Source organism: Nocardioides bruguierae, from assembly GCF_023656415.1.
In the GTDB taxonomy this organism is placed as follows: domain Bacteria; phylum Actinomycetota; class Actinomycetes; order Propionibacteriales; family Nocardioidaceae; genus Nocardioides; species Nocardioides bruguierae.
The window spans coordinates 60,451-76,569 of record NZ_JAMOIL010000003.1 but is presented as its reverse complement, the minus strand read 5'-3'; the positions used below and the strand labels follow the sequence as shown (position 1 = coordinate 76,569).

11 protein-coding genes are annotated in these 16,119 nt (G+C 74.8%); 2 read left to right on the top strand and 9 right to left on the bottom strand.

What is annotated here, in order from left to right; all coding sequences use genetic code 11:
- Window positions 1–421: 421 nt before the first annotated feature.
- The 9 genes from M8330_RS04025 to galE form a co-directional block, all read right to left on the bottom strand.
- Window positions 422–1,537: a threonine aldolase family protein gene (locus tag M8330_RS04025; protein WP_250826287.1), complete on the bottom strand. Its 1,116-nt coding sequence runs from the start codon at window positions 1,535–1,537 to the stop codon at window positions 422–424.
- A gap of 41 nt (window positions 1,538–1,578) precedes the next feature.
- Complete coding sequence (locus tag M8330_RS04020; RefSeq protein ID WP_250826286.1) at window positions 1,579–4,491, bottom strand: DEAD/DEAH box helicase family protein; 2,913 nt, start codon at window positions 4,489–4,491, stop codon at window positions 1,579–1,581.
- 4 nt (window positions 4,492–4,495) lie between these two features.
- Entirely contained in the window at window positions 4,496–7,516 is a 3,021-nt protein-coding gene (locus tag M8330_RS04015; protein WP_250055329.1) for a bifunctional [glutamine synthetase] adenylyltransferase/[glutamine synthetase]-adenylyl-L-tyrosine phosphorylase, read from the bottom strand.
- Between the two features lie 2 nt (window positions 7,517–7,518).
- Window positions 7,519–8,307, bottom strand: coding sequence for a type 1 glutamine amidotransferase (locus M8330_RS04010; protein WP_250826285.1), 789 nt, complete (start codon window positions 8,305–8,307; stop codon window positions 7,519–7,521).
- Window positions 8,307–9,647, bottom strand: a complete 1,341-nt coding sequence (locus tag M8330_RS04005; protein ID WP_250055325.1) for a glutamine synthetase family protein — start codon at window positions 9,645–9,647, stop codon at window positions 8,307–8,309. Before M8330_RS04005 ends, M8330_RS04010 begins: the two co-directional genes overlap by 1 nt.
- Window positions 9,648–9,728: 81 nt before the next feature.
- On the bottom strand, window positions 9,729–10,361 hold the full coding sequence (locus M8330_RS04000) for a hypothetical protein (protein ID WP_250826284.1): 633 nt from the start codon (window positions 10,359–10,361) through the stop codon (window positions 9,729–9,731).
- A gap of 118 nt (window positions 10,362–10,479) precedes the next feature.
- Window positions 10,480–11,154: a hypothetical protein gene (locus tag M8330_RS03995; protein ID WP_250826283.1), complete on the bottom strand. Its 675-nt coding sequence runs from the start codon at window positions 11,152–11,154 to the stop codon at window positions 10,480–10,482.
- Window positions 11,155–11,264: 110 nt separating this feature from the next.
- The gene (locus M8330_RS03990) at window positions 11,265–13,343 is read right to left on the bottom strand and encodes an NAD(+) synthase (protein ID WP_250826282.1); all 2,079 of its coding nucleotides are present in this window, start codon (window positions 13,341–13,343) and stop codon (window positions 11,265–11,267) included.
- Between the two features lie 135 nt (window positions 13,344–13,478).
- Window positions 13,479–14,516 (bottom strand): UDP-glucose 4-epimerase GalE, encoded by a 1,038-nt coding sequence (galE, locus tag M8330_RS03985; RefSeq protein WP_250826281.1) that lies wholly within the window; start codon window positions 14,514–14,516, stop codon window positions 13,479–13,481.
- A 70-nt stretch (window positions 14,517–14,586) separates the two neighbouring features.
- Between galE and M8330_RS03980 the strand changes: the two genes are divergently transcribed.
- Entirely contained in the window at window positions 14,587–15,099 is a 513-nt protein-coding gene (locus M8330_RS03980; RefSeq protein ID WP_250826280.1) for a VOC family protein, read from the top strand.
- Between the two features lie 128 nt (window positions 15,100–15,227).
- Window positions 15,228–16,109 carry a 3-methyl-2-oxobutanoate hydroxymethyltransferase gene (gene panB / locus M8330_RS03975; protein WP_284704230.1) on the top strand — a complete coding sequence of 294 codons (882 nt, stop codon included), beginning with the start codon at window positions 15,228–15,230 and terminating at the stop codon, window positions 16,107–16,109.
- Window positions 16,110–16,119: the final 10 nt, after the last annotated feature.

The window sequence follows — 16,119 nt, the reverse complement described above, 5'->3', positions numbered from 1 at the left end:
AGGTCACGAAACGATCACGGCCAGGTCACTCTTCGTGACCTGGCCGGGCAGGGCGCCGTCCGACAGCGCCCATCAACCACTCCGCAGGGCGCGCCAGGGCAGGAGGACAGGATCGCGTCGACCCCCGCAGGGGTGGGTCAGCGGTGCGACCTTAGGTGGCTCGTATGTCAGCCATGTTTCACGGCCGGACGATGGTTTCAGCCTCCGCCCCGGCGAGCACCACCACGGCACGTCGACGCAGGTCAGCCCCTCCGGCATCGTGCCCTGTCGCTCCTGTCACCGCAGGTCAGCGACGCGCGGGAGCGGAGCCCGATCCTGGTTTACGCCGCCGCGGTGCGGGAGATGAGAGGTAGGACACGTCCGCCTCGCGGGGTCGGGCCGGTCCGCGTCCCGGGGGCGTGCCGGCCCGTCGGGGCGTGCCTCAGAGGCCCACGCTCTCCGCGAGCCACCCGGCGGCCCGCGCCGGCTCCACCTCCAGCAGCGCCTCTCCCGCCGTCACCTCCGAGACGACCCAGCCAGGCACGTCCGCCGGGCCCCAGGGCCAGCACAGCGCGACCCGCTCGCGGGCCGCGACCCGGGCCCAGCCGGCCCGGGCGACCTCGACGTCCTCGGCGGGGGCGAAGACCTGGAAGGCCGCGGTCTGCACCGGTCGTGGGGCGACCCGCAGGCCCCGTGCCTCCAGCTCCTCGCCGACCGCGCGGGCCCACGCGACGCACTGCGGCACCAGGGGCAGCCGGTCGCGCAGGCCCACGAGGGCCTCGAGCGCGACCGGGGTCAGCCGGTAGAGGGTGCCGCCGAGCCGGTGCCGCCAGACCCGCAGCTCCTCCGCCACGTTCTCGGAGGCCGCGACCGCGGCGCCGGAGGTCGCGCCGAGGGCCTTGTAGAAGGAGACGTAGACGGAGTCCACGAGACCCACCACCTCGGGCAGCGGCCGGTCGTAGAACGGCTGGCTCTCCCAGAGCCGCGCGCCGTCGGCGTGCAGGGCGACGCCGAGGTCCCGCGCCGCCGCCGAGAGCCCCTCCAGGTCCTCCCAGGACGGCAGGGTGCAGCCCGCGTCGCGCAGCGGCAGCTCGACCAGCACCGCGCCCAGGCTCGCGGGGTCCGGCAGCGCCCGCAGGTCGGCGGCCGTCGGCGTGCGCCGGCCCACGGTCAGGTGCTCCACACGGACGCCGTGCAGCACCCGCAGGGCGTCGTCCTCGTGCGTGAGCAGGTGGGAGAGGTCGGGCATGGCGACCCGCTGGGAGCCTGCCCGGTCGCACCAGGTCCGCAGGGCGGCCTGCTGCCCCATCGTCCCCGAGGGCAGCAGGACGGCGCCCTCGGTGCCCAGCAGCCCGGCGACCTCCTCCTCCGCGCGCTGCACGGCGCCCTTCGCGCCGTAGGTGTCCCAGGAGTCCCACGCGTCCAGGCCCAGCTCGTCGGCGGCACGCGCGAGCCCCGCGAGGTGCTCCGCCGGGGTGACCCGGCGACGACCGCCGACCACCTCGCACGCGGCCATGGCCTCGGCGACGGGATCAGGGGTCTGCGGCTTCTCGTCCATGGCGGCAGTCAAGCACCCTGGTCGACCTTCCCTGGGCCGGGTCACTCCCAGCGGCGGCGGACGACGGTGGTCACGTCGAACGGGTCGGCGCTGCCCTGGGCGGCCAGCTCGCCGTGCACGGCCGGGTCGGCGCGGGCGAGGAAGACGGGCGGCTCGCAGCCGACCCAGCGCTCGAGGGCGTCCCCGTAGGCGCGGGCGAGCTCTCCGTGGACGCCGAGGTCGGTGGGCACCGGGTGCCACACCGTCCCGGTGGGGACGGGGTGCCCGCGTCGTCCGGCCGAGCGCTCCGCGACCGCCTCGTCCGCGTCCGGCGAGCCCGGCGCGAGCACGTGGCGCCGCAGCGCGTAGCGGTGCCCGGAGACCGGGCCGAGAGCGTCGGCGAGCGCGCGTGTGAACACCTCGCTCCCGGCCTCGTCGGCCCCGCCGAGCACGCACCGGTAGGTGCCGTCCGGGTCCACGTCGGCGCTCACCCGCTCGGCCGAAGCACCGGGCACGAGCCCCGTGCTCCCCAGGGCGTCCGCCACGGCGGCGGCCACCCGGGGCACGGTGGAGGCGGTGCCGTCGACGGCACCGAGGAGCGCGGCACCCCGCCGACGGCGGTGGGTGCGGAGACCGACACCGGCGCCCGTGACTCCTGCAGCCGCCGCCAGCGACACGATCACGGGAGCGAGCCCACTGGGAGCACCGGCGGCCGACGCGGCCGCGGTGAGCCCCACCGTCGCGGCCGTGCCGGCCGACAGCCCGCCGCCGAGCGCCTGCCCGAACCTCGTCGTGGCCCGTCTGGCCTCGGCCTGCACGCGCGCGGACCTCGGCTCCAGCCGCCCCGCACGCACCGCCACCGCGGCCGGCTGGGGCCGCCCGTGGCGGTCGAGGTCGTCCTGCTCCGCCGACCGGACGACGGTGCGGCCGGGCAGCACGCGCAGCGTCCTGCCGACCCGGTCGGCGTAGGGCTCCCCGACCCGCCAGCGCTCCCGGACGTCGGCCCGACCCTCCGCGGCCACGAGCATCCGCGCGTTGACGGCCTCGTGCTCGGCGACCGGTGGCGGCGCGAACGGGCTGAAGACGGGGTCGAGGTGCGCGACGCCGTCCACGACCTCGCCCTCCGCGTCGACGCCGAAGAAGCCGGTGTGCTTGCGCACGAGGCGCTGCCAGTCCGCGTCGCCGCGGGGGTGCTCGGGGTCGACGCAGACGACCGTCCAGGTCAGCGCCACCTTCTCGGGACGCTGCGGGTCGGTGCGCAGCGCCCGGCCGCGCGTCTGCACCACGGCCGTCGTGGTCGTGACGGCGGTGAGGTCGACCAGCGTCGTGAGGCAGCGGGCGTCCCAGCCCTCTCCCAGCAGGCCGCGCGTGCCGACGAGGACGTGGGTGCCGCCGGCCTCCAGGAAGGTGGTGACGTGCCGGACCCAGCGGCGGCTGCTCCAGCGACCCTCCAGGCTCGCGGCACGGCCCCCGCCCGCCACGGCCGGCACGACCTCGAGGGCGCCGGCCAGACGGAGGTCCTGCGCGGCCGCGTGCTCCGCCAACGCGGTGAGCGTCGCCGGGGCCCCGGCCACCGCGGACCCGGAGACCAGCAGCACGTCCTCGGTCGCCGGGTCGGCCAGCAGTGCCTCGAGCACCGCCCACGCCGAGCCGGACTGCTGGTCGAGCACGCCCTCGAGGTCGGCCGGCAGCGTCGCGCTGGCGCGCTCGTGGTCGCACAGCACCAGCACCCGGGCGTCGTCGCCGAGGTTCGCCCTCTCGTGCCGGGCGATGGTGACGCAGGCGGTGGTCTTGGCCTCCGAGCGGGCCAGGACGCGGTCCACCGGGGTGCGGCCGCGGCGCACGCCGTGCCGGGTGAGGGTGTGGCCGACCGCGGGCAGGGCGGCGCGGATGCGGTCCAGCAGGGCGGCGTCCTCCGCGGCGTCGCTGCGGCGCAGGTGGCCGCGCACCCAGTCGTCGAGCAGCACCACCCAGTCCTCGGCCGCCGGCTCGCGGCGGTGCTCCTCCCCCGGCCGGGCGCCCTCTGGCAGCGCCAGCAGCCCGGCGTGGTGCAGGCGCAGCCCGGCACGGGCGAGGTCGGGCTCGCGGCGGGCCAGCGCCGGCCACGCCGGGCCGGGACGTCCGTCGACGCCCTCGCGCGTGACCAGGCGCCGGTCAAGCCACGTCAGGAAGGGCACCGTGCCGAGCGTGGGATCGACCAGGGCGGTGGTCAGCTCGGTGAAGCGCAGCGCGTCCCCGGCCAGCCAGTCCCGCTCCGCCGCGGTGGGCTGCACGAGCTGCACGAGCTCGGCGAACGGCGCCAGGTCGCCCTCGCGCACCACGGCCGGGATCGAGGTGGCGTAGGCGATGTCCCCGAACAGGTCGGCCACGAGGTTCGCCTGGTCGCGGGTCAAGGTCTCCGGCGGCGTCGCCGTCAGCCCCAGCACGCGCGCCCGGGGCAGCAGCGCCAGCAGCTCGGCGAGCAGCCGGCCCCACACCTCCAGCAGGTGGTGGCACTCGTCGAGGACCAGCAGCAGCGGGCCCGCCTCGCGCAGCGCCTCGACCAGCGCGCGGCCGTGCGGGTGCAGCCGCTCGAGCAGGGCCTCGTCGCGGCTCTCGGGCTCGGGCTCGTCCACCCCCTCGACGGGCTCCGCGTCGGCGTCGAAGACCGCGAGCGACTGGTACGTCAGCGCCGTCAGCGCAGCGCCCAGGTCCCGGTCGTCGGAGGCGTCCAGGCCCATCGCCCGCGCCTGGGCCAGCCACTGCGCCTGGATCGCCGTGTTCGGCCCCAGGACGACGGCGCGGTGCCCCTCCGCCACGGCCGCCAGCGCCGTCTCCAGCCCGACGCGCGTCTTGCCGGCGCCCGGCGGCAGCACCACCCAGGCCCGGGTCGCCCCGGCCGCCCACCGCACCGCCAGCGCGTCCAGCGCGAGCCGCTGGTGGCGCCGCAGCGGCGGTGGGACCGGGATCGGCGCGGGGACGGGCTCGGCGGTCACCGGCTCAGTCCTCCCAGAACACCCGGTCGACGACCTGCCGGGCGGTGCGCGTGCGCCGCAGGTGGTCCTCGATCAGCTCCTCGGAGGAGCCGTCCTCGTAGCCGAGCAGCGCGGCCACGGCGTGCCGGTCGTGGGCGTCCTTGGGCAGCTGGTCGCTGGGCTTGCCGCGCACCAGGGTCACCGCGTTGCGCACCCGGCTGACCCAGCGCCACGTGTCGGCCAGCACCTCGGCGTCGTGCCCGTCCACCAGGCCGGCCTCGGCAGCGGCGGCCAGGGCCGGCAGGGTGCGGCACCGCCGCAGGCCCTCGACCTCGTGGCCGTGGCGCATCTGGATCAGCTGGACCGTCCACTCCACGTCCGCCAGGCCGCCGCGTCCGAGCTTGAGGTGGGTGGCGGGGTCGGCCCCGCGGGGCAGTCGCTCCTTGTCGACCCGGCCCTTGATCCGGCGCACCTCCAGGACGTCGTCCTCGGTGAGACCGGCCTCGGGGAAGCGCAGGGGGTCCACGAGCGCGGTGAAGGCTGCACGCAGGTCGGGGTCGCCGACGACGGCGTCGGCGCGCAGCAGCGCCTGCGCCTCCCACACCATCGACCAGCGCTCGTAGTAGGCCGCGTAGGACTCCAGCGTGCGCACGAGCGGCCCGCTGCGTCCCTCGGGGCGCAGGTCGGCGTCGATCACGAGGGGCGGGTCGCCCCCGGGCAGGCCGAGCAGCCGGCGCAGCTCGTGGGCCAGCGCCTGCGCGTAGGCCGCCGCCTCCTGGTGGTCCGCGCCCTCCACGGGCTCGTGCACGAAGAGGACGTCGGCGTCGCTGCCGTAGGACAGCTCGAACCCGCCGTAGCGACCCATGGCGATCACGGCGAACCGGGTGGGTGCCGTCTCGAGGCCCCGCGCGGCGAGCACGGCCCGCTCGACCACCGTCAGCGCCGTCTCGAGCGTGGCGTCGGTGAGCCGCGACAGCGCGGCCCCGACCTGCTCGACGTCGACCAGGCCCAGGCTGTCCGCGGCCGCCAGCCGGAACAGCTCGCGGCGACGCACCGCGCGCAGCGCCCGCACCGCGGCCTCGGGCTCCTCGCGGCGCGCCGCGGCCGCCCGCATCTCCTCGAGCATCGGCTCCAGGGGGCGCGGGCCCAGGTCGGTGTCGGCCAGGACGCGCAGGCCCTGGGGCTCGTGCTCGAGCAGCGAGGTGGCGTACTTCGAGGTCGCCAGCACCCGGGCCAGCCGCTCGGCCACCTGCCCCTCGTCCCGCAGCAGAGCCAGGTACCAGGGCGTCTGCCCGAGCGACTCGCTGATGCGGCGGAAGCCGAAGAGCCCGCCGTCGGGGTCGCCGCAGTCGGCGAACCACTGGAGCATCGCGGGCAGCAGCGTGCGTTGGATGGCGGCCGCCCGGCCCACGCCGGCGGTGAGCGCCTCCAGGTGCCGCAGGGCGGCGGTCGGCTCGCGGTAGCCCAGGGCCGCCAGACGGGTGGCGGCCGCCGCGGGCGTCAGGCGGGCGTCCGGCCCGGGGATGGCGGCGACGGCGGTGAGCAGCGGTCGGTAGAACACCTTCTGGTGCAGGCGGCTGACCTCGCGGCGCACCCGCCCCCACTCGGCCTCCAGCGCGGCCGCCGGCTCCTTCATCAGGCCCAGCGACCGGCCCAGGCGCCGCAGCGACGCCTCGTCGTCGGGCACCACGTGCGTGCGCCGCAGCCGGAAGAGCTGGATGCGGTGCTCGAGGCGGCGCAGGAACTCGTAGGCGCGGCTGAGGTCCTCGCCGTCCTCGCGGCCCAGGTAGCCGCCCTCGGTGAGGTGGTGCAGCGCCGAGAGGGTGGCGGTGCAGCGGATCGTCTCGTCGGCCCGCCCGTGCACCAGCTGGAGCATCTGGACGGCGAACTCGACGTCGCGCAGGCCGCCCTCGCCGAGCTTCAGCTGGCGGTCAGCGTCCTTGCCGCTGAGGTGCTCCACGACGCGGCGTCGCATCGCCTGGGTCTGCTCCACGAAGCCGTCTCGCTCCGCCGCCGTCCACACCAGGGGGTCGAGCATCTCCGACCACTCCCGGCCCAGGGCCAGGTCGCCCGCGACCGGGCGGCGCTTGAGCAGCGCCTGGAACTCCCAGGTGCTGGCCCAGCGCTCGTAGTAGCCGAGGAAGCCGTCCAGCGTCCGGGTCAGCGGCCCCGCCTTGCCCTCGGGCCGCAGCGCCGCGTCGACCTCCCAGATCTCTCCCTCGCGCGTGGGGTCCGAGCACACCCGGATGAGGTGGCTGGCCAGCTGGGTGGCGGTGCGCCGCACCCGCTCGGGGTCCGGTGCCGGGGTGTCGGGGTCCTCGGGCACCACCGGCTCGTGCACGAAGACGACGTCCACGTCGGAGACGTAGTTGAGCTCGCGGGCGCCGCACTTGCCCATCGCGATGACGGCCAGGCGGACGTCGGCGGCGGCGGCGCCGACCCGCTGCCGGGCCACGGCCAGGCCGGCCTCCAGCGTGGCGGCCGCCAGGTCGGAGAGCTCCGCGGCGACGTCGTCGACCCCGACGCCGTGCGCCAGGTCGCGGGAGGTGAGGAGCAGCAGGTGCCGTCGGTACTCCACCCGCATGGCGAGCATCGCCTGGGCGTCGGGCAGCGTCGCCACGGGCGCGGGGTCGCTCGGGTCCGCGCCGACGGCACCGAGCAGGCAGGCCCGCAGCCAGAACGCCGGCGGCCGGGTGGAGCCCAGGAGCGGGTGGCGCAGGTCCTCCCACTGCTCGGGATGACGCACCAGGTGGTCCGTGAGCGCCAGGCTGGTGCCGAGCACCGAGAGCAGCCGCATGGCGGTGCCGTCCTCGTCGACGAGGGTGGCGAGCAGGCGGGCGCGCCCGGGGCCGGCGGGGTCCTCGTCGATCGCCTCGAGCAGGCGGACGAGGCCCGCCAGCGCGAGGTCGGGGTCGGCCGTGCCCGCGAGGATCCACAACAACGGGTCGGCGCCCTCGCCGAGCAGCGCGAGGTTCGCCTCGGCCACGTCGACGTCGGTGAAGCCGTGCCCCAGCAGGGCCGTGCGGGAGGAGAGCGGTCGCGACATGCTCACACCTCCGACAGGGGCGCCCCGGTCCGCTGGGGCTCGGTGTCGCGCAGGGCGGCGCGCGCCCGGTGACGCGCGGTCGCCAGCGCAGCGAACCGGGCCCCGGCCGGGCCCCACGTGGCGGCGAGCTCGTCTGCGGCGGCACGGACCTGCGGCACGGCCTCCTCGGTGTCCGGCCAGCCGGCCACGATCGCGTCGTCGACCTCGGGGTGGCACTGCACGCCCCACGCCGCCGGCGCGTAGCGGGCGGCCTGGACGTCGCCCAGCGGCGAGCTGGCCAGCCGCACGGCCGCGTCGGGCAGCGCGAGGACCACGTCGTTGTTCCAGTGCATCGCCCGCGCGGTGCCGAGCCCGCCCAGCAGCGCGTCGCCCTCGGCCGCGTCGGTCCAGCCGACCGGGGTCAGGCCGAGCGTGCGGCCGCGGGGGTTGACCCCGACCTCGCCGCCCAGCGCGGCGGCGATCACCTGGTGCCCCAGGCAGACGCCGAGCGTGGGCACCCCGTCGGCCACGGCGGTCCGCACGAGGGCCTTGAGCCCGACCAGCCAGGGGTGCTCCGCCTCGTCCCCCGCGCCCATCTCGCCGCCCAGCACCACGAGGGCGTCGTGGCCGTCGAGGTCGGCGGGCAGCGGGTCGCCGGCGAACATGCGTCGCTCGTCGAGCACGCAGCCGCCGGCCAGCAGCCAGGCCCCGAGCAGGCCCGGCGGGTCGTCCTCGTCCGGGCGGACGAGGAGGACGAGGGGCCGGTCTGCCCCCGGATCGGCGGCGGGGTCGACCGCTGGGTCGGGCGTCATCAGATGACCGGGAGCATCCGGTCGCGCTCGAACGCCGAGACCTGGCCGCGGTACTCGTCCCACTCGGCGCGCTTGTTCTTGAGCAGGAACTCGAAGACCTGCTCGCCGAGGGTCTCGGCCAGCAGCTCGGACTCCTCGGCGACGGCGATGGCCTCGTTGAGGCTCTTCGGCAGCGGCTTGATGCCCAGGGCGGTGCGCTCGCGCTCGGAGAGCGCCCACACGTCGTCCTCGGCCTCGCGGGGCAGCCTGTACTCGCCCTCGATGCCCTTGAGGCCGGCCGCGAGCACGGCGGCGTAGGCGAGGTAGGGGTTGCACGCCGCGTCCAGGGACCGCAGCTCGACGCGAGTCGACTGGCCCTTGTTCGGCTTGTACATGGGCACGCGGATCATCGCGGAGCGGTTGTTGTGGCCCCAGCAGACGTAGGACGGCGCCTCGGAGCCGACCATCATCCGCTTGTAGGAGTTCACCCACTGGTTGGTGACCACGGAGATCTCGGGGGCGTGCGCCAGGACGCCGGCGATGAAGTGCCGCGCCGCCGGGCTGAGCGAGTACTCGGAGCCGGCCTCGAAGAAGGCGTTCTCGTCGCCGTCGAAGAGGCTGACGTGGGTGTGCATGCCGGAGCCGGGCTGGTCGGTGAACGGCTTGGGCATGAACGAGGCCCAGATGCCCTGGCTCAGCGCCACCTCACGGATGACGGTGCGGAAGGTCATGATGTTGTCGGCCGTGGAGAGCGCGTCGGCGTAGCGCAGGTCGATCTCCTGCTGGCCGGGGCCGCCCTCGTGGTGGCTGAACTCCACCGAGATGCCCATCGCCTCGAGCATGCCGATCGCCTCGCGGCGGAAGTCGGCGCCCTGGGACTGGGCGGTGTGGTCGAAGAACCCGCTGCGGTCGACCGGCACGGGCTTGCGGCCGGGGCTCGGCAGCTCCTTGAACAGGTAGAACTCGATCTCGGGGTGGGTGTAGAAGGTGTAGCCCTGGTCGGCGGCGCGCGAGAGCGTCCGCTTGAGGACGTGGCGGGGGTCCGCGTAGGACGGGCTGTTGTCCGGCATCTCGATGTCGCAGAACATGCGACCGGTGGCCGGGCCCTCGCCGCTGCGCCACGGCAGGATCTGGAACGTCGAGGCGTCCGGCTTCAGCAGCATGTCGGACTCGAAGACGCGGGCGAAGCCCTCGATCGCCGAGCCGTCGAAGCCGATGCCCTCCTCGAACGCGCCCTCCAGCTCGGCCGGCGCGACGGCCACGGACTTCAACGCCCCCAGCACGTCGGTGAACCACAGCCGCACGAAGCGGACGTCGCGCTCCTCGAGCGCCCGGAGCACGAAGTCTTCCTGCTTGCCCATGGTGGTGAGCCTAGTGCTCCGCGTGCCGCTGGACGTCAGCCGGGCCGCTGCGCCGGACACCGCGTCACGCGGACCGTTCGCTCAGGTGGCGACGGGCGCCTCGCACTCCATCACCGACTGGGTGCCCAGGACGCCGTGCGTGGTGCCGTAGCGCGGGTCCAGCCAGGCCTGGGTCCGACGCGTCCACGCCAGCGCAGCGGTGGCGGTGCCGTCCGGCGTCTCGACCTCCTGCTTGCGCACGACCACCCGCAGCCGGGCGGTGTCCTGGCCGGTGCCCGCCCAGCACCCGCTGGCCCGCTTCTTCTGCCGCGCCTGCGACGCGTCGACGCGGCTGCCGACCGCCTCGTGGGCGTAGCGGACGGCGGTGACGGTCTGGAACGAGGTCTGGTCGACCCACGGTGCCCGCACCATGATCGTCAGCCCGACCGTGCGCCAGGTGGGCACGGAGAACTGCACCTCGCCGTCCTCGACCGCGCGGTACCGGGTGCTCCACGTGGTGTCGCTGCGGTCGGTGTCCGAGGCCAGGGCCAGGCGGCAGCTGCCGCAGCCGGTGGCGATCGTCAGCGTGGTGGTGCTCCTGCGGTCGAGCGACGAGGTCTGGCTGGCGGCCGCACCCTCACGACCCTGGGTCGCGAGGAGGGCGCCCAGGAGGGAGGCCAGCGCGACCACGAGGAAGGCGGTGCGGACGGGGCGGCGGGCGAGCAGGGAGGTCACGAGTGGCTCCGTGGTCGGGGATGGGGTGCGGCTACCGGACCAGCAGGGCCCGGCATCGTCCTGGTACCCGCTGGGACGCCGCCCACACCCTCACCGGGGTGGGGCGGCGGCGCGAGGGTCAGCCGCACTCCGGCACGGCCTGGCTCGCGAGGTAGCCCCGACGGGCGTGCTGCATCGCTCCGGTCCAGGGCTGGGTCCGGGCCGACCACGCCCGCAGGACCCGCACCCGACCGTCACCGTCGGCCGACGGCACCCGGAGGTGGGACGAGCGGACGCGCAGGTCCAGCCGGCCCGCCGCCGTCCCGGCGAAGCAGGCCGTCGCACGGTGCTTGCCGGCAGCGGCGCGGCGGCCGACGAGGCCACCGACCCGCTCCTGGCCGTAGCGCATCGCCACGAGGGTGGTGCCGGGTGCGGCGTCGTCGGTGTCGGCGCCCGACGCGTCCGAGGCGTCGGGCTCGGTGACGCTGACGCTGAGGCCGCGGGTGCGCCACGTCGGGGCCCAGAAGGCGACCGTGCCGTCGGCGACCGTCTTGGCGGGCTTGCTCCAGGCGTGCGCGGCCTCGTCGGTGTCGCTGGCCAGGGCGACCGCGCACCCCTCGCAGCCGGGCAGGTGGACGACGACGCGCGTGTGCGACTGGTCGGAGGCGCGGGTGTCGGTGGTGCCGGCGGCGCCGGCCGGGCTCAGGGGCGCGGCCAGCGCCAGCAGGGCGGCGCCGGCCACCCCTGCGCGGCCCAGAGTTCGGCCCAGGGTGCGGGAGAGGGTGAAGGGGCGGGTGGTCTTGCGGGTGTGCACGGGATTCCTCCACGTCAGTTGGTTGCCTTGCACACCTACTGACGAGGTCGGCCGCCCCGATGGTTCGGCCGTCCGCCGAGAAAGTCTGGGGCGGCGCCGTCCTGCGCTGCTCAGTCCTGCGGCACGTGCGCCTCGAGCTCGGCGAGCCACGCGGTGGGTGCCGCGTCCGAGGGCATCCGCCAGTCACCGCGGGGACTCATCGTTCCGCCGGCGGAGACCTTGGGGCCGTTGGGCAGCGCCGAGCGCTTGAACTGGCTGGTGAAGAAGCGGCGGTGGAAGACGGTGAGCCAGTGCCTGATCGTGGCCAGGTCGTAGGCCTGGCGCGAGGCCTCCGGGAAGCCCGGCGGCCAGGCCCCCTCGGCCGCGTCGCGCCAGGCGTGCCAGGCGAGGAAGGCGATCTTGGACGGCTTGTAGCCCAGGCGCAGCACGTGGTGAAGCGTGAAGTCCTGGAGCGCGTAGGGCCCGACGAAGTCCTCGGTCGCCTGCGGTCGTCCGCCCTCGTCGGCCGGCACCAGCTCGGGGCTGATCTCCTGGTCGAGGATCTCGCGCAGGATCTCGCCGGTGGTCTCGTCGAACTGGCCGGAGTCGGCGACCCAGCGGATGAGGTGCTGGATGAGGGTCTTCGGCACGCCTGCGTTGACGTTGTAGTGCGACATCTGGTCGCCGACGCCGTAGGTGCACCAGCCGAGCGCCAGCTCGGAGAGGTCGCCGGTGCCGACCACCAGCCCACCGCGCTGGTTGGCGAGGCGGAACAGGTAGTCGTAGCGCAGCCCGGCCTGCACGTTCTCGAAGGTGACGTCGTAGACCGGCTCGCCACCGGCGAACGGGTGGCCCAGGTCGGCGAGCATCTGCGTGGCGGCGGGGCGGATGTCGAGCTCCTCGAACGTCACGCCGAGGGCGGCGCCGAGGCGGTGCGCCAGCGAGCGCGACGTCTCGCCGGTCGCGAACCCGGGCATGGTGAAGGCGAGGATGTCGCTGCGGGGACGCCCGAGGCGGTCCATGGCGCGGGCCGCGACGATGAGGGCGTGGGTGGAGTCGAGGCCACCGGAGACGCCGATGACCGCGGCAGGCTGCCAGGTGTCGGTGCTCATCGCGGCCATCCGCTGCTCCAGCCCGAAGACCTGGATGTTGTAGGCCTCGTAGCAGTCCAGCGCGAGCCGCTCGGCGTCCGCGGGCACGAAGGGGAAGCGCGCGACCTCGCGCTGCAGACCGAGGTCGCCAGTCGGCGCCCCCAGCTCGAACCGGACGGTGCGCCAGCCCTCGACCCGCTCGCCCAGGGCGCGCCGGTTGTCGTCGAAGCTGCCCTGGCGCTGTCGCTCCTGGCGCAGCCGGTCGAGGTCGACGTCGGCCACCGTGCGCACGACGGCGTCGGGGAACCGCTCGCCGTCGGCCAGCAGGTCACCGCACTCGTAGATCATCGTCTGCCCGTCCCAGGAGAGGTCGGTGGACGACTCCCCCGGCCCGGCCGCCGCGTAGACCGACGCCGCCAGGCAGCGGGCGCTGGCCGAGCGGACCAGCAGGCGCCGGTCCTCGGCGCGCGCCACGGTGATCGGGCTGCCGGAGAGGTTGGCCAGCACGGTGGCGCCGGCGAGCGCGGCCTCGGCGTGCGGCGGGACCGGGACCCACATGTCCTCGCAGATCTCGGCGTGCAGCACGAGGCCGGGCACGTCGGTGACCTCGAACAGCAGGTCGACCCCGAACGGCACCTCGCGGCCGGCCACCGTGACGGTCGCCGGGCCGCCGTCCGCACCGGACTGCCCCCGCCTGTCGTCCCCTGCGGCGAAGTGCCGCTTCTCGTAGAACTCGCGGTAGTTCGGCAGGTAGGACTTCGGCGAGACGCCGAGCACGCGACCGCGGTGCACGACGAGCGCGCAGTTCAGCAGCCGGTGGCCGACCCGCAGCGGCGCCCCGACGACCAGCACGGGGGTCAGCGCCCGGGTGCCCTCCAGCAGCGTCGCGACCGCCTCGTCCAACGCGTCGAGCAGGACGTCGGCGAGGAACAGGTCCTCCACGGAGTAGCCGGAGAGGCAGAGCTCACCGAACACGGCCACCGCCACGCCGTCCTCGTGGCAGGCGCGGGCCTGGTCGAGGACGGCAGCGACGTTGGCGGCCGGGTCGGCGAGGGTCACCGGCACCGTGCACGCCGCGACGCGGGCAAAGCCCTGGTCGTAGGCGTTGTAGAAGTCCACGTCGCGAGTCTAGGGACGCCGCCGGTTCCCCCGGCCCTCCGGCCACCCGCCGGAAGCCGATAGTGCGCGACGAAAAGCACCATCCGCGAAGCGAATCGGGTGCTTTTCGTCGCGCACTATCGGCGCAGGGGCGTCTCAGGCGACGGGGGCGGACCCGTCCGGGTAGCCGTGGGGGTTCTCCGACTGCCAGCGCCAGGTGTCGGCGCACATGTCCTCGATGGTGCGGGTGGCGCGCCAGCCGAGCTCGGCCTCGGCGCGGGTCGGGTCGGCCCAGAAGGCAGTGAGGTCGCCGGCGCGGCGCGGGGCGATCTCGTAGGGCAGCTCGCGGCCCACGGCCTTCTCGAACGCCTTGAGCATGGCCAGCACGGAGGTGCCGGTGCCGGTGCCGAGGTTGAACGGCCGGCACGCCTCGTCCATCTTCTCGAGGTGCTCGAGGGCGGCGACGTGGCCCTCGGCCAGGTCCATCACGTGCAGGTAGTCGCGCTCGCAGGTGCCGTCGGCGGTCGGGTAGTCGTCGCCGAAGACGTTGAGGTGGCTGCGGCGGCCGACCGCGACCTGCGCGATGAACGGCATCAGGTTGTTGGGGATGCCCTGGGGGTCCTCGCCGATCGTGCCCGACGGGTGCGCGCCGACCGGGTTGAAGTAGCGCAGGAGGGCGACCTTCATGCCGTCGGTGGCGGCGGCGACGTCGGTGAGGATCGTCTCGATCATCGCCTTGGTGCGGCCGTAGGGGTTGGTGGACTCCAGGTGGCGCCAGCCCTCCTCGTAGGGCACGGGCGCCTCCTCGCCGTAGACGGTCGCCGAGGAGGAGAAGACGAGCTTCTTCACGTCGTGGCGGCGCATGGCCTCCAGCAGCGACATCGTGGAGTCGAGGTTGTTGCGGTAGTACTCCAGCGGCTTCTCGACGCTCTCGCCGACGGCCTTGTACCCGGCGAAGTGGATGACGGCGTCGATCTCCTCCATGGAGAACAGCTGCGCGGTCTTGTCCGCGTCCTTGAGATCGAAGGCGTGGACGGGCACGTGGGTGCCGGTCAGCGACTCCAGGCGTCCCACCACCGTGGGCTTGGCGTTGGAGAAGTCGTCGACGACGACGACGTCGTGGCCGGCCTCGACCAGCGAGACGACCGTGTGGGACCCGATGTAGCCGGCACCGCCGGAGACAAGCACGCGCATGGCGCCAGACGGTAGCGGAGTTCGGGCCGGCCCCTGGCTTTACCGTGGCCACGACCCGAAGATGCGGCACATGAGCGTGCACACCTCCCTGATCCCGTCCCTGTGGTTCGACGACCAGCTCGAGGAGGCGGCCGCGTTCTACTGCGCGCTGTTCCCCCGCAGCGAGGTCACGTGGACGGCCCGCTACGGCGAGGCCGGGCCGGGCGAGGCCGGCACGGTCATGGCCGGTGAGTTCGTGCTGGACGGCCTCCGCTTCCGCGCCATCAACGGCGGCCCGATGTTCCACTTCACCGAGGCCGTGTCCTTCGTGGTCGAGTGCGCCGACCAGGCCGAGGTCGACCACTACTGGTTCGGCCTGCTGGCCGACGGCGGCGAGGAGTCGCAGTGCGGCTGGCTCAAGGACCGCTTCGGGCTCTCGTGGCAGGTCACGCCCACCCGTCTCGGGGAGCTGCTCGGGGACCCGGACCCGGCCCGCGCCCAGGCGGCGACCCGGGCGATGCTCGGCATGCGGCGGATCGTCGTCGCCGACCTGGAGGCCGCGGCGGACGCCGCGGCCGGCGGTGCGGCCGGAGGTGCGGGCTGACCGGGTGGGCTGACCGGGTGGGCTGACCGGGCGGCGGGACGCGGGCGCACGCCGTGACTGGTTAGCCTGGCGAGCAGTCCGTGGACTCCATCGGGGAGCCGCGAGATGTCACGTGAAGGAGCTCGACGATGAGCAACGAGGAGACCGCTCCGTACGGCAGCGGCCCCGGGAACCAGGCCACCCCGGCCGGGCAGGCACCGGCAGCACCCGTGCGCCGGATCCGCACCCACCACCTGGCCTCCATGAAGCAGCGCGGCGAGAAGATCACCATGCTCACCGCCTACGACATGTTCACCGCCGAGGTCTTCGACGAGGCAGGCATCGACATCCTGCTGGTCGGCGACTCGGCCTCCAACAACGTCCTCGGCAACGAGACCTCGATCCCCGTCACGGTGGACGAGCTGCTGCCGCTGACCCGCGCCGTGGCCCGCTCCGCGCGCCGCGCGATGGTCCTGGGCGACCTGCCGTTCGGCAGCTACCAGGCCTCCCCCGAGCAGGCCTACCTGACCGCGGTCCGGTTCCTGAAGGAGGGCGGCGCGCACGCGGTCAAGCTCGAGGGCGGCGTCGAGATGGTGCCCGTGATCGAGAAGCTGACCGCCGGCGGCATCCCCGTGTGCGCGCACATCGGCTTCACCCCGCAGTCCGAGCACGCCCTCGGCGGCTACCGCGTCCAGGGGCGCGGGGAGACGGCCGAGCGGCTGCGGCGCGACGCGAAGGCGGTGCAGGACGCCGGTGCGTTCGCCGTCGTCATGGAGATGGTGCCCGGCGACCTCGCGGCCGAGATCTCCGCGGAGCTGACCATCCCCACGGTCGGCATCGGCGCCGGCGTCGGCTGCGACGGCCAGGTGCTCGTCTGGCAGGACGCCTTCGGCCTGCGCACCGGACGGATGCCGCGCTTCGTCAAGCAGTACGCCGACCTGCGCTCGGTGCTGCTCGAGGGCGCCCGCTCCTACAGCGACGACGTCAGGGGCGGCACCTTCCCCGGACCCGAGCACACCTTCGAGGGCTGAGCCCCGGACG